The sequence below is a fragment of the Xanthomonas sp. BRIP62418 genome (assembly GCF_003993495.1).
GTDB classification, from domain to species: domain Bacteria; phylum Pseudomonadota; class Gammaproteobacteria; order Xanthomonadales; family Xanthomonadaceae; genus Xanthomonas; species Xanthomonas euroxanthea.
On record NZ_QEZG01000022.1, the window covers coordinates 24,907 to 47,085 of the forward strand.

Annotated in this window: 15 protein-coding genes, 3 pseudogenes and 1 riboswitch; of the genes and pseudogenes, 14 read left to right on the forward strand and 4 right to left on the reverse strand. The window is 67.0% G+C overall.

What is annotated here, in order from left to right; translation table 11 throughout:
* Positions 1 to 63 precede the first annotated feature (63 nt).
* Positions 64 to 831, forward strand: a complete 768-nt coding sequence (locus tag EO174_RS01785; protein ID WP_126941834.1) for a hypothetical protein — start codon at positions 64 to 66, stop codon at positions 829 to 831.
* Between the two features lie 66 nt (positions 832 to 897).
* Here the strand turns inward: EO174_RS01785 and EO174_RS01790 are convergent, their stop codons facing one another.
* Together EO174_RS01790 and EO174_RS01795 are read right to left on the reverse strand one after the other, a co-directional pair.
* Positions 898 to 1,245: a DUF1294 domain-containing protein gene (locus tag EO174_RS01790; protein WP_126941836.1), complete on the reverse strand. Its 348-nt coding sequence runs from the start codon at positions 1,243 to 1,245 to the stop codon at positions 898 to 900.
* Between the two features lie 68 nt (positions 1,246 to 1,313).
* Entirely contained in the window at positions 1,314 to 2,516 is a 1,203-nt protein-coding gene (locus tag EO174_RS01795) for a homoserine O-acetyltransferase (protein WP_126941838.1), read from the reverse strand.
* A gap of 1,104 nt (positions 2,517 to 3,620) precedes the next feature.
* Between EO174_RS01795 and EO174_RS01810 the strand changes: the two genes are divergently transcribed.
* Positions 3,621 to 4,436 carry a DUF3014 domain-containing protein gene (locus EO174_RS01810; RefSeq protein ID WP_126941840.1) on the forward strand — a complete coding sequence of 272 codons (816 nt, stop codon included), beginning with the start codon at positions 3,621 to 3,623 and terminating at the stop codon, positions 4,434 to 4,436.
* 131 nt (positions 4,437 to 4,567) lie between these two features.
* On the opposite strand, the gene EO174_RS01815 is transcribed toward EO174_RS01810, so the two are convergent.
* Together EO174_RS01815 and EO174_RS01820 are read right to left on the reverse strand one after the other, a co-directional pair.
* Positions 4,568 to 5,275, reverse strand: coding sequence for a glutathione S-transferase (locus EO174_RS01815; protein WP_126941842.1), 708 nt, complete (start codon positions 5,273 to 5,275; stop codon positions 4,568 to 4,570).
* A gap of 45 nt (positions 5,276 to 5,320) precedes the next feature.
* Positions 5,321 to 5,629: a GIY-YIG nuclease family protein gene (locus EO174_RS01820; RefSeq protein ID WP_047129181.1), complete on the reverse strand. Its 309-nt coding sequence runs from the start codon at positions 5,627 to 5,629 to the stop codon at positions 5,321 to 5,323.
* A gap of 267 nt (positions 5,630 to 5,896) precedes the next feature.
* Between EO174_RS01820 and EO174_RS01825 the strand changes: the two genes are divergently transcribed.
* The 12 genes and pseudogenes from EO174_RS01825 to EO174_RS01885 form a co-directional block, all read left to right on the forward strand.
* Positions 5,897 to 8,152: a TonB-dependent receptor gene (locus EO174_RS01825; protein ID WP_241239963.1), complete on the forward strand. Its 2,256-nt coding sequence runs from the start codon at positions 5,897 to 5,899 to the stop codon at positions 8,150 to 8,152.
* Positions 8,153 to 8,216: 64 nt separating this feature from the next.
* Positions 8,217 to 9,545 carry an LLM class flavin-dependent oxidoreductase gene (locus EO174_RS01830; RefSeq protein WP_126941844.1) on the forward strand — a complete coding sequence of 443 codons (1,329 nt, stop codon included), beginning with the start codon at positions 8,217 to 8,219 and terminating at the stop codon, positions 9,543 to 9,545.
* Positions 9,546 to 9,561: 16 nt separating this feature from the next.
* Positions 9,562 to 10,602, forward strand: a complete 1,041-nt coding sequence (mgrA, locus tag EO174_RS01835) for an L-glyceraldehyde 3-phosphate reductase (protein ID WP_126941846.1) — start codon at positions 9,562 to 9,564, stop codon at positions 10,600 to 10,602.
* Positions 10,603 to 10,613: 11 nt separating this feature from the next.
* The gene (locus EO174_RS01840) at positions 10,614 to 11,597 is read left to right on the forward strand and encodes an aliphatic sulfonate ABC transporter substrate-binding protein (RefSeq protein ID WP_126941848.1); all 984 of its coding nucleotides are present in this window, start codon (positions 10,614 to 10,616) and stop codon (positions 11,595 to 11,597) included.
* A 108-nt stretch (positions 11,598 to 11,705) separates the two neighbouring features.
* Complete coding sequence (ssuC, locus tag EO174_RS01845) at positions 11,706 to 12,500, forward strand: aliphatic sulfonate ABC transporter permease SsuC (protein WP_126941850.1); 795 nt, start codon at positions 11,706 to 11,708, stop codon at positions 12,498 to 12,500.
* Positions 12,497 to 13,315, forward strand: coding sequence for an ATP-binding cassette domain-containing protein (locus EO174_RS01850; RefSeq protein WP_126941852.1), 819 nt, complete (start codon positions 12,497 to 12,499; stop codon positions 13,313 to 13,315). Before ssuC ends, EO174_RS01850 begins: the two co-directional genes overlap by 4 nt.
* A gap of 194 nt (positions 13,316 to 13,509) precedes the next feature.
* Positions 13,510 to 16,095 carry an ATP-dependent chaperone ClpB gene (gene clpB, locus EO174_RS01855; protein ID WP_126941854.1) on the forward strand — a complete coding sequence of 862 codons (2,586 nt, stop codon included), beginning with the start codon at positions 13,510 to 13,512 and terminating at the stop codon, positions 16,093 to 16,095.
* 209 nt (positions 16,096 to 16,304) lie between these two features.
* Positions 16,305 to 17,591, forward strand: a complete 1,287-nt coding sequence (locus tag EO174_RS01860; RefSeq protein ID WP_104583622.1) for an aminotransferase class I/II-fold pyridoxal phosphate-dependent enzyme — start codon at positions 16,305 to 16,307, stop codon at positions 17,589 to 17,591.
* A gap of 571 nt (positions 17,592 to 18,162) precedes the next feature.
* A riboswitch (cobalamin riboswitch) is annotated at positions 18,163 to 18,386 on the forward strand.
* Positions 18,387 to 18,499: 113 nt separating this feature from the next.
* A complete protein-coding gene (btuB, locus tag EO174_RS01870; RefSeq protein WP_126941856.1) occupies positions 18,500 to 20,377 on the forward strand; it encodes a TonB-dependent vitamin B12 receptor in 1,878 nt (625 codons plus the stop codon).
* A gap of 97 nt (positions 20,378 to 20,474) precedes the next feature.
* A pseudogene (locus EO174_RS01875) lies at positions 20,475 to 20,686 on the forward strand (bifunctional adenosylcobinamide kinase/adenosylcobinamide-phosphate guanylyltransferase); the annotation flags it as partial.
* A pseudogene (cobT, locus tag EO174_RS01880) lies at positions 20,683 to 21,727 on the forward strand (nicotinate-nucleotide--dimethylbenzimidazole phosphoribosyltransferase). The pseudogenes EO174_RS01875 and cobT, both read left to right, overlap by 4 nt.
* A gap of 8 nt (positions 21,728 to 21,735) precedes the next feature.
* Positions 21,736 to 22,035: pseudogene (locus tag EO174_RS01885) on the forward strand (histidine phosphatase family protein); the annotation flags it as partial.
* Positions 22,036 to 22,179: the final 144 nt, after the last annotated feature.

Consider the following 22,179-nt stretch of genomic DNA (forward strand, 5'->3'; position numbering starts at 1 on the left):
GGGTCCTTGCACAGGCGGCTGCCATCAGCGAGGATCGGGTAACCACTTCGACAGGAATCGATGATGCAGCACATGCAAGGATGGATGAAGGCAGTGCTCTGTGCGGCTGCGTGCATGACGCAGGCCGCAGTGGCCGAGGTCTCCAAGCCTTCGGCGTTCATGACACAGGTCAGGGTCGAGGTCGGTCCCGATGGTTCCATCGTTTCGGCGCAGGCCGATCAAGGCCTGCACGAAAAAGTGCGGGAATCCATCGAGCGTCGCGTAAGCGCCTGGAGGTTCGCACCGCCAACCGAGCAAGGCAGGCCGGTCTCGGCGGTCACTTATGTGCAGGTCGCAGCATGTCTGGTGTCGAAACAGGATGCAGTCGGTCTGGCGATCGCCAATGCGGGCAATGGTCCTTACCGGCCGCCGCGTGTTGAGTTCCAGCCCAGATCGGCGCCACCTCCGGGCCTGCTGTCCGCCACGGCGTTGCAGCTGACAATTGACTACAACGTGCTGGCGAACGGGCGCGCAACGTTCGAGCAGGTGCACATCAACAGCCCGACCGACGCACGCGGAGCGCGCTGGTTGGAGGGAATGGCTGCGCAATGGGTCAAGGCGCAGCGTTTCAAACCCGAGCAGTTGAACAATGTGCCGGTGTCCACCCGCATGCAGACGAATATCACGCTGTCGGGCGGCCCGACCACTAAGCGCGATCTCGACAACCAGCGCTCGTTGGAGTTGCCGCGGCAGGCATTGTCGCGGGAATGCCTCCAGGCGCTTGGAGACACCGTAGACCAGACCGTGGTGGTGGACTCGCCGGTAAAGCTGCTGTCCAGGGGCGAGTCGTAGCCCGCTGACCAAAGCACCGCGCATGCATGCGGGCAACGCTCGGTCGCAGTGAGTGCGTGCGTTGCCTCAACCAGGCAATGTGTCCAACGCAGCCATCATCGTGGGGTGTTGCCATGCCCAACACAAGGCAGCGACGTTCACCACGACGGTGATCCAGAACCGTAGCTGGAAGGTCGTCTTGCTGGATTTGTGCCGGAACAGTTGCTGCACCAGCAACGCGCCCGGCCAGCCGCCGAGCAGCGCGATGAGGTGCAGGGTCGCTTCCGGTGTGCGTTGCCCGCCGCGTTGGGCCGCGCGCTTGTCGCGCCAGTAGGCGAGCATCGCCACGATGCTGGTGGCCGCGTACCACAGCGCCAGCAGCATTGGCAGGCGACCTGCAACCGCCATCGCGGCCATGCCGACCAGAAACAGCATGGCCAGCGTCTTGCGCGGCAGGCCATGCTGTCGTGACGGGCCACGCCGCCGTTGCGCGGTTCGAGAAATCAGCTGGCGTCCAGAAAGTCGCGCACGGCCGGGCCGAAGCGCGCGAAGTCGACCAGGAAGGCATCGTGGCCTTGTGGCGAATCCAGCCCGATGAAGCGTGCATCGGCACCGCCGGCGCGCAGGCCTTCGGCGATCTGTTCCTGTTGCTGCACCGGGAACAGGATGTCGGTATTGGCACCGATCGCCAGCGCACGCGCGATGCGGATCTGCGCCAGGCCGGCCAGTACCGTGGCGTCGGTCGAGGCGCCCATGTCCGGCTTGGCGGCGACAGCAGCGCCGCCAGCTTGCGTGCCATCAGAACGTGTGTCGATGGCCGGTGTGTCATCGACATACTCGGCCAGGTCGAACCAGTCCATCGAGCGGCTCAGATACAGATAGCAGTTGGGATCGAAGAAGCGCACGAAGCGGCGCGCATGGCCTTCCAGATAACTTTCGACCTGGAATTCCAGCCCGAACGGATCATCGGCAGCCTGCTCGGAATCCAGCCGCACCCGGCCAAAACGGCCGTCCCATTCCAGCGCCGAGCGATAGGTGATCACGCCAAGCTTGCGCGCCATGCGCATGCCCGATTCCGGGTAACGGGTGTCGTCGTAATGGCCGCCGTTCCAGTGCGGATCCAGGCGGATGGCTTCGCGCTGCAGCGAGCGGATCGCGATCGAGAACGGCAATGCCTGCGCACTGCCGGAGATATTGATATGGCTGCGCGCGATACCCGGGTGCCGCAGCAGCAACGCCAACGCGGTCATGCCGCCCATCGAATTACCGATCAGGCAGGCGAGTTGTGCGATGCCCAAGGCGCGCACCACGTCGGCGGCGGCATCGGCCACGTCTTCGATCGACAATTCCGGGAAGCTCAGGCGATACGGCGCGCCGGTGGCAGGGTTGATCGATGCCGGACCGGTCGAGCCCTTGCAGCTGCCCAGGGAATTGACGCAGACCACGAACCAGCGCCCGGTATCGATCGGCTTGCCTGGCCCCAGCATCGCCTCCCACCAGCCCGGCTCGGCATTGGCCTGATTTGCCGCAGCATGGGCGTTCGGCGACAAGCCGGTGACGATCAACACCGCGTTGCTGCGATCGGCTGCCAGCGTGCCCCAGGTTTCGTAGGCCACGTGCGCCTGGTGCAACAGGCCGCCGCGCTTCATCGGAAACGGCGAGGGCAGCGCGTGGAACAGCGTGCCGGGGGGAATGAATTCGGTCATGCGGCAATTCTATCTGCCATGGCATGCGCCAGGGTGCAGGATGGGAATTGGGAATTGGGAATTGGGAATTGGGAATGGGGAGTCGGGAGTCGGTTTGAGGCCTTGCGCTGTGCGATGCCATTCTCCAGAGCGGCGGACCTGTGGCCTGGCTGCAAGGTCCTTGCCCGCCCACCATCGCGGGACACGCCGCAAGTACGTCCATGTAGGCTCCGGCGCGGCATCCATGCCGCTCAGGGTCCCGCGACGGTGAGCGGGCAAGGACCAGTCGAGATGGTCGGTGTGCATGGGAAGAGCAGTGCTGGAAGCGCCTCGTTTGATCATGAGCAACGGTTCCACGTCTGATGCATACCGCACGACAGACGGCTTTTCAGGTGAGCGCCGACCAATTGTCTGGTGCGGTGCCCTTGCCGGTTGCGGGACCGTGTGGCGGCATGGATGCCGCCACCGAGCCCCCAGGGATGGGTTTACGGCGTGTCCCGCGAGCGGTGAGGGCACCGCGCCTTCGATTCACTGAGCTTTTGATTCAAGCATCCGATCGCGGCTGAACAACCACGCTGTTCCCGGTCTCGACTGCTTTCTGGGTTGGGTGGTTGGGCTTGGAAAGTGCGGATGGATCAGCGGCAGAGCGGCCGATCTGGCGCTTGGTTGCAAGGCCCTTGCCCGCCCACCATCGCGGGACACGCCGCAAGTACGTCCTTGTAGGCTCCGGCGCGGCATCCATGCCGCTCAGGGTCCCGCGACGGTGGGCGGGCAAGGACCAGTTGAGATGGTTGGTACGTAAAGTAAGAGCAGTGCTGGGTGCGCCTTGTTCGACCATGGAGCATCGGCTCCACGTCTGATGCGCATCGTACGAGAGACGGCTTTTCAGATGAGCGCCGACCAGTTGTCTGGCGCGGGGTGCTCGCAGGTTGCGGGACCGTGTGGCGGCATGGATGCGGCCACCAAGCCCCCACCGCCAGGGACGGATTCACGGCGTGCCCTGCAAGCGGTGACGGCGCCGCGCCCTCGATTCAGTACTTGATCGCAGCATCGCTGCACATCGATGGAACCACCGCGATCTGGCATGGTCACACCCTGGATGGTGTCGATGTAAGGAGTTCCATGATGCAATCCAAGTCTTCGCGTTGGCCGTGGCTGCTGGCAGTGCCGGTGGTGGCTGGCGCTGCCTGGTGGCTGTTCAGCGGGTCACCCACCGCGCCGGGCGCGTTGCCTGCGCCGATCAGCCAGACCGCCAGCGCCGTGGCCGCGGCGGTGACCCCCGCGCCGCCGGCACCGGCCGGGCCGCGCCATCCGGTGCAGCAGCCCTCGGCCGATGCCGCCGACGCCGCGATTCCTGCGCTGGCACAGAGTGATGCGGCTGCGTGGCAGGCCTTGCTGGAGCTGGTGCAGGACGATGGCGCGTTGTCGATCGTGCTGCGCAAGCACCTGATCGAACGGGTTGTGGTGATGATCGACAATCTCACCCAGCCCAGCATCAGCCGTCGCGCATCGGTGCTGCAGCCGGTGGCGGATGAATTTGCGGTGTCCGATGCCAACGGGAGTGTGGTGATCGATCAGGCCAATGCGGCGCGATATGCGCCTTACGTGGCGGCGTTCACCCAGGTGGATGCGCAGGCGCTGGTGCGCAGTTATGTGCGTTTCTATCCGCTGTTCCAGCAGGCCTATGCCGATCTTGGTGCGCCGGACCGCTACTTCAACGACCGCGTGATTGATGTGATCGATCATCTGCTGCGCACGCCCGACCCGGTACAGCCGATCAAGGTGCAGCGCGACGAGCGTGGCCGTTATCGTTTTGTCGATCCCGCGTTGGAGTCGCTTTCAGTCGGTCAAAAGGCACTGCTGCGGCTGGGGCCGGCGCAAGCGGCTGCAGTGAAGGCGCAGTTGCAGCGGATCCGCACGGCGTTGCTGCAGGGACGTTGAAGCGGCGTGTGGTGGCGCGAGGATAAGGCCGCCCGGTGCGGCCTTGCGTGCATGGTTGCAGCTTCGCGCGGCATTCCGGCATGAAGCAACGCAGGTTCGGCGGCACGCGCTACGCCACGTGCCGCCATTGCTTACGCCGCATCCAGTTCCGGATAGTGGCGGAAGATGCCGTTGGTATTGAACGCCACGCGTCGTTCGGAGGCGAGATAGGCCGCGATGCGCGGGCGCGCGGCCACGCGTTGCTGCAAGGCCTTCAGGCCGGGAAGATCGGCTGACAGTGTCTTCATGCGCTCGGGGAACATGTAGTCCAACCCGCTGATCAGCTGGAACAACGACAGGTCCACGTACGAATGCGTGCCAAGCACATGCGTGCCGCCGGCCTGTTGCAGCACCTGCTCGAAGTAGCCCAGGAACTTGGGCAGGCGGTTGTCGCGCAGATCCTTGGCGCGCTTGGCTGCCTCGGCTTTCTGGTCTTCGTAATACAGGCCGGTGGCGATCGGATGATGGCTGTCGTGCACCTCGGCCACCAGGTCGGTGATGGTCAGTTGCAGTTGCAATGCCTGGATGCGCTGCGCGTCCGAGTCCGGCATCAGTTGCAGTTGCGGCCCGATGACATGCAGGATTGCAGCGACCTGTGCAACCACCGTGTCGCCGGCCTTGAGGAAGGGCGGCGCGAACGGCTGCGCGCCGGCCTGGTGGCCTTCCAGAAAGGCATTCATCACTTCATCGCCTTCCACGCGCGCCACGTCGATGTAGTCGGCGCCGGCGTCTTCCAGTGCGAGTCGGACGAATTCGCCGCGGCCTTGCAGGCCGGTCCAGTAGTAGAGCTGGTAGTGCATGCGCTGCTCCGCGATCGATGGCGTTACAGCGTAGAAACCGCGCGGCTAGGCGGGCGTGAGCGAAGCGTCAGCGGGCTGTGACCCGATATCATCGTGCGGTTGCGCCAGCAACCAGGCCAGCTTGCGCGCGCGTGGTTGCTGCTTGAGCTGCCACTCTGCGCGCGAGGCGGCGGCGCGGTCCGCATACGGATGGCTGGCAAGCAGCTCCAGCGGCGGGTTTGCACGGGTATAGCGCGCGCCGGTCCCGCGCTGATGCGCCTGGAAGCGCCGTTCCAGATCGTTGGTGATGCCGGCGTAATAGCTTCCGTTGCGACACAGCAGCAGATAGAGGTGCCAGGGCTTGGGTGCATCCATGGGCCCATTATCGCCATTGGCCTGGTGTCATGCAGCGAAGATCTTGGCGAGCGCTGGGCACGGGGGGCGACACGCTGCGGCGCGTGAGTGAATAACCACCTAAACATTGGTTATTTGACGCTCGCGGCCGCTGCAAACAGCATGCGCTACTGCATTGCAGTGCCGTTTCGGCCTGCGCTGCGCCTGGGTCGCCGTGCATGCACAGCGCCCGCCAACTCGCAGTTCCCCACGCTGCTGCAAGACAGCCGACGCCACGAAAGGACGTACATGCCTGCGCGACACCGGACCCCTGCAAGGATCCTCGCTGCTTCGAAATGGTTGGCCAGGCCGCAGGTGTTGGCGTGGAGTCTGGCGTGGGCATGTACGCCGGTGCTGGCCGATGAAGTGGGCGAGGCTGCCGCGACGCCGGAGGGCGCCGCGCAGACCTTGGGCGCGGTCACCGTGACTGCCACGCGCCGCGAAACCACCTTGCAGCAGGTGCCGGTGGCGGTATCGGTGGTAAAGGGCGAGACGTTGGAGCGCGAAAACCGCAACAGCGTGGCCGACCTGCCGGCGCTGGTGCCCAGCCTGACCTTTCGCACCGGTGCCTCCAACAAGGACACCTCGTTGTTCCTGCGCGGCGTGGGCACCATTTCCACCTCGCCGGGCGTCGAACCCAGCGTGGCCACGGTGATCGACGGTGTGGTGCTGGGACGTCCGGGCCAGGCCACGCTGGACCTGCTCGATGTCGAGCGCATCGAGGTCCTGCGCGGGCCGCAGGGCACTTTGTTTGGCAAGAACGCCTCGGCCGGCGTGCTCAATATCGTCAGCAAGCCGGCGCCGGAACTGTTCGGCGGCTACGTGGATTATTCGCACTTCGGTGGCGGCGACGAAGATCGCGTGCGTGCCAGTGTCGGCGGCACGCTGGTGCCGGAGCTCCTCAAGGCCAGCGTGTCGGCGTTGTGGGCCGAGTACGGCGGCAATGCGCGCAATGTGGCCGACGGCCAGACCGTCAACGGCTACCGCCGCGCCGGCGCGCGGTTGCGGCTGGACCTGACCCCGAACCCCGGCTTGAACGCGACGCTGCTCGCCGACTACCTGCAATCGCACAGCGATGCGCCCAGCGGGGTGGTGGTGGCCAGCACGCGTGCGGACTTCGCCGCGGCGCTGGCACCGGTTGTCGCCAGGGCCGACAACCGGCAGATCAACAGCGATTACCGCACGTATCTGGACGACATCAACAAGGGCGCCTCGCTGCAGCTGGACCAGCAGCTCGGCGATGCGCTGCTGACCTCGATCAGCGCGTGGCGGCAGTGGGACAACACCCAGTTCCAGGACGGCGATCGCACCGCGCAACGCAGCGCGGCGTTTCCGTCCTCGCACGACCGTGGCGACCTGGGGTACACGCAGTATTCGCAGGAATTGCGCCTGCAGACCCCGCGCGATCGCGCGGTGGAAGCGGTGGCCGGGCTGTATTACCTGCATGCGCGCAACGACGAAACCTATCGCCGCACGGTGACGACGCCAACCGCCAGTGCCGTGGGTGTGGCCGATTACGCCACCCGCGCGCAAACCTATGCCGCGTTCGGCGAGGCCACCTGGCATTGGCGCCCGGATCTGCGCGCCCTGCTGGGCGCACGCCTTACCCGCGATACGCTCGACTACCGACATCAGCGCGTGTCCAGCTCGGCAACCGCAGTCACCGGCATCCAGCCGTCCACCGCAAGCAGCGGCAGCACCTCAGAAAACGGCGTGTCGGGCCGTACCGGCCTGCAATACGATTTCGATGCGCGGACCACCGGCTACCTCACCTATTCGCGCGGCTACAAGGGCCCGGCCTACAACGTGTTCTTCAACATGCAGCCGCGCGATACGCCGGCGCTGAAGCCGGAAACCTCCAACGCCTGGGAACTGGGCCTGAAGGCGCGTGCGTTGGACGATCGCCTCAGTGCGAACGTGGCGCTGTTCCACACCGAGTACGCCAACTACCAGGCCAACTTCTTCGACACCGTGGCCGGGCAGGTGGTGACGCGCCTGATCAACGCCGGGCAGGTGCGCACGCAGGGCCTGGAGCTGGACCTGGAGTATCGGCCCACCGAGCGGCTCAGCCTGGCCGGCTCGCTGGCTTACACGCAGGCGCGCATCCAGCGGTTTGCCTGCCCCGCCGCCGCGGCGGCCAACTGCAATGTCGACGGCAGGCCGCTGCCGTTTTCGCCGGACTGGAAGGGCAACCTGCGCGCCGGGTATCGGGTGCCGCTGCGCGGCAGCCTGGCGCTGGAATTCAACGGCGACGTGAGCTGGCAGGACAGCGTGCAGTACGACCTCAGCCAGACCCCGCAAACCGTCCAGGGCCCGTATGCGATCTGGAACGCCAGCATCGCGCTGGCCGACGATGCGCATGGCTGGCGGGTGGCGGTGCTCGGCCGCAATCTCGGCGACCGCACGTACGCGCCATTGTTGGCCAATGCCACCGGCAACGTGTACCGGCTGGTGCCGCGTGACGACCAGCGTTATGTCGGGCTGCAATTGCACAAGGATTTTTGACGATGTCCGTGATGTGTTTCGAGAGTGATCCGAGCCATGCAGGCGCGACGCGCGGTGGACTGCGATGAGCGCCGCACGACAGCTCTCGCTCGGGGCGTTCCTGATGGCCACCGGCCATCACGTGGCCGCGTGGCGGCACCCGCAGGCCAGTGCCGATCCGCTGGTGTTCGATCATTACCGTGAGATGGTGCGCATCGCCGAGGCCGCCCGGTTCGATGCGGTGTTCGTCGCCGACAGCCTGGCTGCGGCCGGTGGGCCGGTGGCATCGCGGATGGCGCGCTCCAGCCTGTTCGAGCCGCTCACGCTGCTGAGCGCGTTGGCGGTGGTGAGCGAGCGTATCGGCCTGATTGCCACCATGACCACCAGCTACAACGAGCCGTACCACGTGGCGCGCAAGTTCGCCTCGCTGGACCATCTGTCCGGCGGGCGTGCCGGCTGGAATCTGGTCACTTCCGATGCCGCCGACGAAGCATTGAACTTCAACCGCGACGCGCATTACGTGCATGCCGAGCGCTATGCGCGGGCGCGCGAATTCCAGCAGGTGGTCGCGGGGCTGTGGGACAGCTGGGACGACGATGCCTTCATCGCCGATACCGCCGCCGGCATGCACTACGATCCGGCGCGGTTGCATGTGCTGGACCATCGCGGCGCGCACTTCCAGGTCCGCGGCCCGCTCAACATCGCGCGTGCGCCGCAGGGGCATCCGGTGCTGGTGCAGGCCGGCTCGTCCGAGCCCGGGCGCGCGCTGGCGGCGGAAACGGCCGAGGTGGTGTTCACCGCGCAATCGTCGCTGGCCAAGGCGCAGGCGTTCTATGCCGACATCAAGGGGCGGCTGGAACAGTTCGGGCGTTCGCGCGATGCGTTGAAGGTGATGCCGGGTGTGTTCATCGTGGTCGGGCAGAGCCAGGCCGAGGCGCAGGAAAAGTTCGAGCAGTTCCAGGCGCTGGTGGAGCCGGAGGTCGGCATCGCGCTGCTGTCGCGCATGCTGGGCAATTTCGACCTGTCCGGCTATCCGCCCGATGGCCCGTTGCCGGAGTTGCCGCTCACCGAAACCGGGCAACGCAGTCGCCAGCAGTTGTTCACCGAGCTGGCCGGGCAGGAGCAACTGAGCATTGCCCAGCTTGGCCGGCGCATCGCAGGCGGGCGCGGGCATTACAGCCTGATCGGCACGCCCACGCAGATTGCCGACGAGCTGCAGGCCTGGTTCGAGCAGGGCGCCGCCGACGGCTTCAACGTGCTGGTACCCCATCTGCCCGGCGGCCTGGCCGATGTGGCCACGCACGTGGTGCCCGAGCTGCAGCGGCGTGGACTGTTCCGGCGTGAATATGCCGGGCGCACCTTGCGCGATCATCTGGGGCTGGCACGCCCCGTCAATCGCTTCAGCGCACGCTGACTCACCGGATACCCTGATGACCTATCTCGCACATCCCGATCGTTACGACCGTATCGCCTACCGCCGTGTCGGCCGCAGCGGTCTTGTCCTGCCTGCGCTGTCGCTGGGCCTGTGGCACAACTTCGGCGACAGCACGCCGATCGACACGCAGCGCGCATTGCTGCGTACTGCTTTCGACCTGGGCATCACCCATTTCGATCTGGCCAACAACTACGGCCCGCCGTATGGCAGCGCGGAAATCAACTTCGGCCGCCTGCTGCGTGAGGACTTCAGGCCGTATCGCGATGAATTGATCCTCTCCACCAAGGCCGGCTGGGACATGTGGCCGGGCCCGTACGGGCAGGGCGGCAGTTCGCGCAAGTACCTGCTGTCCAGCCTGGACCAGAGCCTGCAACGCCTGGGCGTGGACTACGTGGACATCTTCTACTCGCACCGCTTCGATGCGGACACGCCGCTGGAAGAGACCGCTGGCGCATTGGCCAGCGCGGTGCAGCAGGGCAAGGCGCTGTATGTGGGCGTGTCGTCGTACTCGGCGGCGCGCACGCGCGAAATCGCCGCGTTGTTGCGCCAGTGGAAGGTGCCGTTGCTGATCCATCAGCCGGCCTACAACCTGTTCAATCGCTGGGCCGAGCACGAATTGTTCGATGCAACCGAGGAGGTCGGCGCCGGCGTCATCGCCTTCACGCCGCTGGCGCAGGGCCTGTTGACCGGCAAGTACCTCAATGGCGTGCCCGGCGATGCGCGGGTGAACCGGCCTGGTGGCGACTCGCTGCGGCCGGAACATCTGTCCGAGGACAACCTGCAACGCGCACGCGGGCTGGAGGCGATCGCGCAGCGGCGTGGACAGAGTCTGGCGCAGCTGGCCTTGGCCTGGGTGCTGCGCGACCGGCGGGTGAGCTCGGCATTGCTGGGCGCCAGCCGCCCGGAGCAGTTGATCGAAAACGTCGCGGCCTTGCAGACGCCCGAGTTCAGTGCGGAAGAGCTGGCCGAGATCGATCGCTTTGCGGTCGAGGGGGGCGTGAACCTCTGGGAAAAACCGTCCACCGACTGGCAATGAGGAACACGCCGATGCGCTACCGTTTTTTGTTTGCTGCGTTGCTGTTGTTCGGCATCGCGTGGCTGCAACCCGCAACGGCCGCCGAGCCGGCGCAGCTGCGTATCGGCTATCAGAAAGCGGTGTCCAGCCTGGTGCTGGCCAAGCAGCATCGGTTGCTGGAGCAGCGCTTCCCGCGCACCAGGATCAGCTGGGTAGAGTTCCCGGCCGGCCCGCAGCTGCTGGAAGCCCTGAACGTAGGCAGCATCGACCTGGGCGGTGCCGGTGACATTCCGCCGCTGTTCGCGCAGGCCGCCGGTGCCGACCTGCTGTACGTGGGCTGGGTGCCGCCCACGCCCAAGGCCGAGACCATCCTGGTGCCGGCCAGCAGCTCGCTGCGGCGTGTGGCCGACCTCAAGGGCAAGCGGGTTGCCTTCCAGAAAGGCTCCAGTGCGCACAACCTGTTGTTGCGCCTGTTGGCCAAGTCCGGCCTGGGCATGCGCGACATCACGCCGTTGTATCTGTCGCCGGCCAATGCACGTGCGGCGTTCGCCGCCGGGCAGGTGGATGCCTGGGCGATCTGGGACCCGTGGTATTCGGCACTGACGCTGGATGGCAGCGCACGCCTGCTCGCGAATGGCGAAGGGCTGGGGCTGACTGGTGGGTTCTTCCTGTCCTCGCGCCGTTACGCCACCGCCTGGGGCCCGTTCGTGCAGCAGGTGATGGGCGCGCTCAACCAGGCCGATGGCTTGCTGGAGCGCGACCGCGCCGGCAGCATCAAGGTGCTGGCGCAGGTCAGCGGGCTGTCGCCCGCGGTGGTCGAGCGCACGCTGACGCACCGCCCGCCGGCCAGCGTGCAGCCGCTCAGCGCCGAGGTCGTCAAGGCGCAGCAGGCCACAGCCGATCTGTTCTACGCGCAGCGCCTGTTGCCCAAACGCGTGCTGGTGGCGCCGGCGGTATGGCGTGCGCCCGCGGCGGCGGCCGCGCAAACGGCGGGCAAGCCGGCGGGGGGCAAGTGATGCGCGCAAGCCGCAGCACACGCGCAGGTGCGGACGCGTGCCGGACATCGGCAACGGGCAGCTGCGCGCCGTCGCGCCGAGGCCCCGCCACGACACCGCGGTTGCGCGATGCGTAGCCGCCTGCAGCGTCTGGGCAATGCACTGGTGCCCTGGGTGTTGCCGCTGACCTTGCTGGTGGCCTGGCAGGTCGCGGCCTCCGGCGGCTGGTTGCCGCAGCGCATCCTGCCCGCACCGGATGCGGTATTGCGTGCCGCAGTGACGTTGGTACAAACCGGCGAGTTGTGGCAACACCTGGCCATCAGCAGCTGGCGGGCGGCCGTGGGCCTGGCCATCGGCGGCAGCATCGGCTTTGCGCTGGGCCTGCTGACCGGCGTGTCGCGGGTGGCCGAGCGCCTGCTCGACAGCAGCCTGCAGATGCTGCGCAACGTGCCGCATCTGGCGCTGATTCCGCTGGTGATCCTGTGGTTCGGCATCGACGAGGGCGCCAAGCTGTTCCTGGTGGCATTGGGCACGTTCTTCCCGATCTACCTCAATACCTACCACGGCATCCGCAGCGTGGACCCGGCCTTGATCGAGATGGCGCGCAACTACGGCTTGCGCGGGCCGCAGCTGTTCGTCGATGTGTTGTGGCCCGGGGCATTGCCGTCGATCCTGGTCGGCTTGCGCTTTGCGTTGGGGCTGATGTGGCTGACCCTGATCGTGGCCGAAACCATTTCCGCCAGTTCCGGTATCGGCTATCTGGCGACCAACGCGCGCGAGTTTCTGCAGACCGACATCGTGGTGGTCGCCATCGTGTTGTATGCACTGCTCGGCAAGCTGGCCGATCTGGCCGCACGCGGACTGGAAGCCTGGTGGCTGGGCTGGCATCCGGCGCAGCAACAACGTGCGGAGCTGCGCCGATGAGCGCGACCGAGACCGGCCTGCCGCTGCACTTGCGCGGCATCGGCAAGCGCTACGGCGACAGCGCCGTGTTGCGCGACATCGACCTGGACGTCGCACCTGGCGCATGTGTGGCGGTGGTCGGGCGCAGCGGCTGCGGCAAGAGCACCTTGCTGCGGGTGATCGCCGGGCTGGAGACGGCCGATACCGGCACCGTCGACAGCGGTCATGCCGCGCTGGCGGCGCAGCGCGACGCGGTGCGGCTGATGTTCCAGGACGCGCGGCTGCTGCCGTGGAAGCGCGTGATCGACAACGTGGCGCTGGGCCTGGGGCGTGCCGGGCGTGCGCAGGCACAGGTGGCGCTGGACGCGGTGGGGCTGGGCACGCGTGGCGGCGACTGGCCGGCGACGCTGTCCGGCGGCCAGCGCCAGCGCGTGGCCCTGGCGCGTGCGCTGGTGCATCGGCCGCGGCTGTTGCTGCTGGACGAACCGCTGGGCGCGCTGGATGCGTTGACGCGCATCGAGATGCAGCAGCTGATCGTGCAGTTGTGGCGGCAGCATGGCTTCACCCTGGTGCTGGTGACCCACGACGTGGCCGAGGCCAGTGCGCTGGCCGATCGCATCGTGCTGATCGAACACGGCCAGGTCGGCCTGGATCTGCCGGTGCCGGTCCCGCATCCGCGTGCACCCGGCGCGCCGGCCCTGGCGGCAATCCAGGCGCAGGTGCTGGCGCGCCTGCTGCGGACGCCGGACGTGGTGGCGCCAGCGGGCGCGGAGACTCCTGCTGTGGAGCAGGAGGGTGCCATGCCTGCACCTTTGTCTCTCCGGCGGATCATCTGACGGTTTGCCGGTGGGCCTGGGTCGCTCAGGCCACTGTGCGAGCCCGCAGCGCGCAGCCCATGCCACGGATAGGAGCCGGTCCTGGTGCCCCGCATCGGCGCCTGCGCAGCCGCCACACCTTGAAACGCCGCACAGCAGCCGCATCTGCACGGTATTGTCGGCGTTGCCGGCCACCAGTTCAGAGGATTCTCCCCATGCGGATGGACAAGCTCACCTCGCGGTTCCAGCAGGCGCTGGCCGACGCGCAGTCGCTGGCCGTGGGCCGCGACCACAACATCATCGAGCCGGTGCACGTGCTGGCCGCGCTGCTCGACCAGAGCGGCGGCAGCACGCGCCCGCTGCTGTCGCAGGCCGGCGTCAACGTGCCGCTGCTGCGCGAGCGGCTGGGCGAGGCGCTGGACACGCTGCCCAAGGTTTCCGGGCAGGAAGGCAACCTGTCGATCGGCAACGATCTCAACCGCCTGCTCAACCAGACCGACAAGCTGTCCCAGCAACATGGCGATGCGTTCATCGCCAGCGAGTGGTTCGTGCTGGCCGCCGCCGACGATGCCAGCCCGCTGGGCGTGGCGCTGCGCGCGGCAGGCGGCGACAAGAAGAAGATCGAAGCGGCCATCGACAAGCTGCGCGGCGGCGAGACCGTGCAGTCGGAAAACGCCGAGGAACAACGCCAGGCGCTGGAAAAATACACCATCGACCTGACTGCGCGCGCGGAGAGCGGCAAGCTCGATCCGGTGATCGGCCGCGACGAAGAAATCCGCCGCACCATCCAGGTGTTGCAGCGGCGCACCAAGAACAACCCGGTGCTGATCGGCGAACCGGGCGTGGGCAAGACCGCCATTGTCGAGGGCCTGGCCCAGCGCATCATCAACGGCGAAGTGCCCGAAGGCCTGCGCGGCAAGCGCGTGCTGTCGCTGGACATGGGCGCGTTGATTGCCGGCGCCAAGTTCCGCGGCGAGTTCGAAGAACGCCTGAAGGCGGTGCTCAGCGATCTGTCCAAGAACGAGGGCCAGATCATCCTGTTCATCGACGAGCTGCACACCATGGTCGGCGCCGGCAAGGCCGATGGCGCGATGGACGCCGGCAACATGCTCAAGCCGGCGCTGGCGCGTGGCGAGCTGCACTGCATCGGCGCCACCACGCTGGACGAATACCGCAAGTACATCGAGAAGGACGCTGCGCTGGAGCGGCGCTTCCAGAAAGTGTTCGTGGGCGAACCGACGGTGGAGGACACCATCGCGATCCTGCGTGGGCTGAAGGAACGCTACGCGGTGCATCACGGCGTGGAGATCACCGACCCGGCGATCGTCGCCGCCGCCACCCTGTCCAACCGCTACATCACCGACCGCCAGCTGCCGGACAAGGCCATCGATTTGATGGACGAGGCAGCCTCGCGCATCCGCATGGAGATCGACTCCAAGCCGGAAGAGCTCGACCGCCTGGAGCGCCGCCTGATCCAGCTCAAGATCCAGCGCGAGATGCTGAAGAAGGAAAAGGACGACGCTTCGCGTCAGCGCCTGGCCGATCTGGAAACCGACATCGACAAGCTCGAGCGCGAGTTCTACGACCTCAACGAGTTGTGGAAGTCGGAAAAGGCCGCGTTGCAGGGCACCACCAAGGTCAAGGAGCAGATCGAGCACGCCAAGCTGGAACTGGAAGCGGCGCAACGGCGCCAGGACTACGCCAAGATGAGCGAGATCCAGTACGGCGTGCTGCCGCAGCTGGAAAAGCAGATGGCGCTGGCCAACGAGGTCGAACACCACGACTTCAAGCTGGTGCAGGACCGCGTCACCGCCGAGGAAATCGCCGAGGTGGTGTCGCGCTGGACCGGCATTCCGGTCAACAAGATGCTCGAAGGCGAGCGCGACAAGCTGCTGCGCATGGAAGAGGAACTGCATCAGCGCGTGGTCGGGCAGAACGAGGCGATCAAGGTCGTGTCCGACGCGGTGCGGCGTTCGCGCGCCGGCCTGTCCGATCCCAATCGCCCGAGCGGCTCGTTCCTGTTCTTAGGTCCCACCGGCGTAGGCAAGACCGAGTTGTGCAAGGCGCTGGCGGACTTCCTGTTCGACAGCACCGAGGCAATGATCCGCATCGACATGAGCGAGTTCATGGAGAAGCATTCGGTGTCGCGCCTGATCGGTGCGCCCCCGGGCTACGTGGGCTACGAGGAAGGCGGCTACCTCACCGAGGCGGTGCGTCGGCGTCCGTATTCGCTCATCCTGCTGGACGAGGTGGAAAAGGCGCATGCCGATGTCTTCAACATCCTGCTGCAGGTGCTCGACGACGGCCGCCTCACCGATGGCCAGGGCCGCACGGTGGACTTCCGCAATACCGTCATCGTGATGACCTCCAACCTGGGCTCGCACCAGATCCAGGAGCTGTCCGGCGACGGCAGCGCCGAGGCCTACACGCAGATGAAGGCGGCGGTGATGGGCGTGGTGCAGGCGCATTTCCGCCCGGAGTTCATCAACCGGCTGGACGACATCGTGGTGTTCCATCCGCTGGACAAGGCGCAGATCAAGTCGATCGCGCGCATCCAGTTGCATGGGCTGGAAAAACGCCTGTCCGAGCGCGGCCTCAAGCTGGACCTGGACGATGCGGCGCTGGAATTGCTGGGCAATGTCGGTTTCGACCCGGTGTATGGCGCGCGCCCGCTCAAGCGCGCGATCCAGTCGCAGGTGGAAAACCCGCTGGCCCAGCAGATCCTGTCGGGGCATTACCTCGGTGGCGACACCGTGCGCGTGCGTGCCGAAGGTGGGCGCCTGGTGTTCACCAAGGGCTGAGAGCCGGCATCGGTTGTGCGCCGCATCGCTGGTTGCGTTTGAAGCAAGCAACGGGCACTGCGCAGGCAGTGCCCGTTTGCGTGATGTGGATGGCACATGCGGCGCATCGTTGTGCTCACAACGTGGTGGCATAAGGTCATCACCGCTGGTTTGCAGACACGCGCGCAAGGCCGGCTATGGTCGGCACTCCTGTCCGAGCGAGCCGCGCCATGACCGATCCGCAGTGGAAGCCCGAAACCATCGCCGTGCACGGCGGCTATACGCCCGATCCCACCACGCGTGCAGTGGCGGTGCCGATCTACCAGACCGTCGCCTACGCATTCGACGATACCCAGCATGGCGCGGACCTGTTCGACCTCAAGGTGCAGGGCAATATCTACAGCCGCATCATGAATCCGACCAACGCCGTGCTGGAGCAGCGCGTGGCTGCGCTGGAAGGCGGCATCGGCGCGTTGGCGCTGGCGTCGGGGCAGGCCGCGGTGACCTATGCGATCCAGACCATTGCCGAGGCCGGCGACAACATCGTCTCCTCCAGTGCGTTGTATGGCGGCACCTACAATCTGTTCGCGCATACCTTGCCGCAGTTCGGCATCGGCACGCGCTTTGCCGACTATCGCGATCCGCAGGCGTTTGCCGGCTTGATCGATGAACGCACCAAGGCGGTGTTCGTCGAGTCGATCGGCAACCCGCGCGGCAACATCACCGATATCGAGGCGGTGGCGGCAGTGGCGCACGCGCACGGCGTGCCGCTGATCGTGGACAACACCGTGGCCACGCCGTCGCTGCTGCGCCCGATCGAGTTCGGTGCCGACATCGTGGTGCATTCGCTGACCAAGTATCTGGGCGGCCATGGCAACAGCATCGGCGGGGCGATCGTGGACAGCGGGCGCTTCCCGTGGGCGGCGCACAAGCAGCGGTTTCCACGCCTCAACGAGCCGGATGTGAGCTATCACGGCGTGGTGTACACCGAAGCGCTGGGCGATGCCGCGTACATCGGCCGTGCGCGCGTGGTGCCGCTGCGCAATACCGGCGCGGCGTTGTCGCCGTTCAATGCGTTCCTGATCCTGCAAGGCATCGAAACGCTGCCGCTACGGATGGAGCGCATCAATGCCAACACGCTGGCAATAGCAACCTATCTACAGCAGCACGCGCGGGTTGCCTGGGTCAATTACGCCGCGCTGCCGGATCATCCGGAGCATGCATTGGCGCAGAAGTATCTGGGCGGGCATGGCTCGGGCGTGCTGACCTTCGGCCTGCCCGGCGGTCGTGCGGCAGGCGCGCGTTTTCTGGATGCGCTGCAATTGTTCACGCGGCTGGTGAACATCGGCGATGCGAAGTCGCTGGCCACGCATCCGGCATCGACCACGCACCGTCAGCTGGGCCCGGCCGAGCTGGAACATGCCGGCGTCAGTGAAGACACCGTGCGGCTGTCGATCGGCATCGAGCACATCGACGATCTGCTGGCCGATCTGGAGCAGGCGCTGCAGGGAGCATGAGGTTGTACGCCCGCCTTTATGTGCAGGAATGCAGAGCCTCGCTCTCTTCGGGGCACCAAGGCACGGGCTGCTTGCCAGCTTCACCTGCGCCTTGGTGCGCCCGCGCTGCTGGCGCGGGCCGGGGCGCGGAGTGGGAGTGGGAGTGGGAGTGGGTACGGCGATGCACGATGCCTGTGGGTACTGGCTTCGGTAGGGGCGGCAGCGCGGCCGGGGACTGGCTCCTCGGCTCGGTCAGACATCCTGTCTGACTCGCCGCCGCGGCACATCCGTGTGCCGCTCTCCGCCAATCCCCGGCCACGCTGCCGCCTCGGCACGTCGCTTCCATGCCCTGGGAACCTTGAACAAGCCGGCAACGCGTGATTTGAAGCTCCCGTTACTGTTGGGCACCAATGCACGGGTTGCGCGCCAGCTTCACCTGCGCCTTGGTGCGCCCGCGCTGCCGCCTCCGCACGTTGCTTCCATACCCTGGGAAATTCGAGCATCCCACCGACGCGTGGCTGGATTTGGGGCATGCCGATGCGCGGCGCCTGGCCTGTTGCCAGAGCGCGCCGGTGCCCCTGGCCAATCCTGCTACCATGCGCGCCCCTGAGGTGACTGCCGCGGTTGCGGTTGTTTAAACGGGAATCCGGTGCGTAGATCGCCTTGGCGAGCTGCAATGCCGGAGCTGCCCCCGCAACGGTGGGCGAGGTCAGATGCCGCATTACGCCACTGTGCAGTCGCATGGGAAGGCGCGGCATCGGAGGCGCAGGCTTCCACTCGCGAGCCCGGAGACCGGCCTGAGGGATTGAACCGGCACGCGGTGGGCGTGGCCTTGCTCGTCTGGCGCTGCGCGTTGGACGCCTGGCCCGTTGCTGCCTGCCGCCCCATTGCCCCCGCGCGGGTAGGCGCGGTTCCAGGAGCAGCAGTCGATGTCCCTTTCTTCCGTTTTGCCGCGCCGTGCGGTGCTGGCCGCAGGGCTGTCGCTGTGCGTGGCCCACCTGGTCCACGCCGAGGCTGCCATCGATCTCGACCAGGTCGTGGTCACCGCCTCGCGCACTGCGCAGACCCAGGACCAGACGCTGGCGCCGGTCACGGTGATTGACCGCGCGCAGATCGAGCATCGCCAAGTCAACTCACTGCAGGACCTGCTGCGTGGCGAGGCCGGCGTGGCGCTGGCCAACAACGGCGGCCCGGGCAAGCCGACCTCGCTGTTCCTGCGCGGCACCGAATCCGACCAGGTGGTGGTGTTGATCGATGGCGTGCGCATCGGCTCGGCCACCTCGGGCGGCGCGGCGTTGCAGGACGTGCCGATCGAGCAGATCGAGCGCATCGAAATCGTGCGTGGCCCGTTCTCCAGCCTGTACGGTTCCGACGCGCTGGGCGGGGTGATCCAGATCTTTACCCGCCGCCCGCAAGGCCGCTTCGTGCCGACCTTCAGCGCGGCGGCCGGCAGCGACAACGCGCGCCGCTACAGCGCGGGCGTGGCCGGGCGCAGTGAAGGCGATCTGAGCGAAAGCGGTGGCTGGTATTCGGCCAACGCGGTGCATGACGAAACCGATGGCATCAACGCGTATCTGGACACCAGCTCCAGCGACTACGATCCGGATCGCGATGGCTACCGCAACGATTCGGTGAGCGTGCAGGGCGGCTGGCGCTTCAATCGCCAGTGGGATGCCGACGTGCACGGCCTGCGCGCGCAGAGCCGCAACGAATACGACGGCTCGGCTTTCGGCGGCAACCTGTCCAAGGGCGTGCAGCAGGCGGTCGGCGGCCGCGTGCGTTATGCGCCCACCGATGCGCTCAAGCTCACCGCCAGCGTCGGCAGCAGTTCCGACTTCAGCGATGCGTATTACGACGGTGCGTATGTGTCCACCTATGACACCCGCCGCAAGCAGGGCGCGTTGCAGGCCGATATCGCTGCCGGTGCGGGCCTGCTCACGGTCGGCTTCGACTGGCAGCGCGATGCCATCGCCAGCAGCGACACGTACAATGCCGACAGCCGCATCGACCGCGCCGCATTCGCGCAGTGGCAGCAAAGTTTCAGTACGCAGTCGGTGCAGGCCAGCCTGCGCCGCAACGACAACAGCCAGTTCGGCGGCAAGACCACCGGCAGCCTGCTGTGGGGCTGGGATGTTGCCGAGCACCTGCGCCTGACCGCCAGCTACGGCACCGCGTTCAAGGCGCCGACCTTCAACGAGTTGTACTACCCTGATTTCGGCAATCCGTTGCTGGGGCCGGAAACCTCCCGAAGCGCCGAGCTCGGCCTGCGCGGCAGCTACGACTGGGGCACCTGGACGCTGCGCGCGTTCCAGACCCGCATCGACGACCTGATCGCCTACGACGCGGCGCTGGTGGATGCGGCGCATCCGTTCGGGCAGCCGAACAACATCGACCGGGCGCGCATCCGCGGCGTGGAAGCCGGCTACGACACCGAGCTGGCTGGCTGGACCGTGCGCAGTGCCTTGACCTGGCTGCAGCCGGAAGCCGATGGCGGCATCAATCAAGGCAACTGGCTGCCGCGGCGTGCGCGGCAGAGCGGGCGCATCGATGCAGACCGCAGCTTCGGGGCATTCGGCGTCGGCGCGAGCCTGTTCGGCTCCGGCAAGCGGTTCGACGATCTGGCCAACACCGAGCGCCTGGCCGGTTACGGCTTGCTGGATCTGCGCGTGAGCTATGCAGTGACTGCCGACTGGAAGGTCTGGCTCACCGCCAACAACGTGTTCGACCGCCAGTACGAAACCGCACGCTGGTATGCGCAGCCGGGGCGCAATTATCTGCTGACCCTGCGCTATCAAGCCGCGCAGTAAGCGCGGCTGTTGCACCGGCCATGGCCGCTGAGCGGCCTCACGCGCCGGGCACCGACGCGGGTCCTGGAAGACACGCAGTGCCAGATTCGTACGCAGGCGCGAGGCCCTGCTCGCCACCCTGCCGCAACTGCCGTGGCGGCTCATGCCGGTCAGCAACCGGGTGGGGCAGGGCAGCGTGCCGCTGGGCGAACTGACGCGTCGATTTGTCGATCAGGCCGGCCGGCTGCACCAGGCATTGGCGCTACAGTGCGAGCCTGTGGTGCTGGTGGTGGCAGGTTGCCGATGGTTCTGAAGGGAGAGGTGGTGTGACAAGCGATTGGATCCATGGTGCCTGCGCGATGCCGGACGCGCGCGTGCGCGGCTGCGCTGGCGCGGCAGGAACAACTGACCAAGCCGCCCGGCGCGCTGGGCCGGCTGGAACAGCTGGCGGTGCAACTGGCGGCCTGGCAGCGCAACGAGCATCCCACCGTGCAGCGGGTCTGGATCGCGGTATATGCCGCCGACCACGGGGTCGCCGCAGAAGGCGTGTCTGCGTTTCCGCAGGCGGTCACCGGCGAGATGGTGCGTAATTTCGCCCGGGGCGGCGCCGCCATCGCGGTGCTGGCGCGCGAACTCGGTGCACGCCTGGAAGTGGTGAACCTGGGCGTGGTCAACGACCCGGGCGAGTTGCCGCGGGTGCGGCGTGCCTGGATCGCGCCGGCCAGCGCCAACATCTGCGAGCAACCGGCGATGACCTCCACCCAGTTGCGCGATGCACTGGCCGCAGGCGCCGAAAGCGTTGCGCAGGCAAGAAGTTGCGACACGCAGCTGTTTGTCGGTGGCGAAATGGGCATCGGCAACACCACCTCGGCCGCGGCGCTGGGCTGCGCGCTGCTGTCGCAGTTTCCGCAGGCGATGGCCGGTGCCGGTACCGGGCTGGATGCCGAGGGCATCGCCCACAAGGCCACCGTGATCACCCGTGCGCTGGCCCTGCATGCCGATGCCTCCACCGCGCTGGAGCGGCTGCGCCGGTTGGGCGGCTTCGAGATCGCCGCGTTGGTCGGCGCCTACATCGCCGCGGCGCAGGCCGGGATTCCGGTGCTGGTGGATGGCTTCATCAGCACCGCCGCAGCGCTGGTCGCCACCCATCTCAATGGCGGCGTGCGCGAATGGCTGCTGTTCGGGCATTGCTCGCAGGAGCGCGGCCATGCCGCCTTGCTGCGCGCACTCGACGCCGAACCGCTGCTGCAGCTGGATCTACGCCTGGGCGAGGCCAGCGGCGCAGCGGTAGCGATTCCGCTGCTGCGCCATGCCTGCGCCTTGCACAACGGCATGGCCACCTTTGCCGAGGCCGGCGTGTCCGACGCATGAGTGCGTAGATCGGCGTGCTGCGCGACGGCGACACCGGTCAGCGCAACGACCGTGGCCAGCTCGACGACCCGCTCACTGCACCGGGCTGGCAGCAACTGCGCGCGGCCACCGCCGACGGCGCATGGGGCGCGGTGGTCGCCTCGACGCTGTAGCGCTGTGCCTTGTTCGTCATCGAACTGGCCAGCGCACGTGCGCTGCCGCTGCAGCCGGATCCGCGGTTGCGCAGGTACCCCTTCGGCCACTGGCAGGGCCCGTCGGCGGCCGACATCGATCGCGCCGACGGCGCCGCGCTGGGGCGCTTCCGGGCCCTGGCGCCGTAAGCGAGCTGAGCATACGGGATGTTCCTGGCAGGGCCGCACCGCCTATCGACGGTGACGTGCATCCGGCGCACGCGCCGCAGCCAGGCCGTTCAACGTGGACGCCTGCGGCGCGTTGTCTGCGCCCGGGCGCGC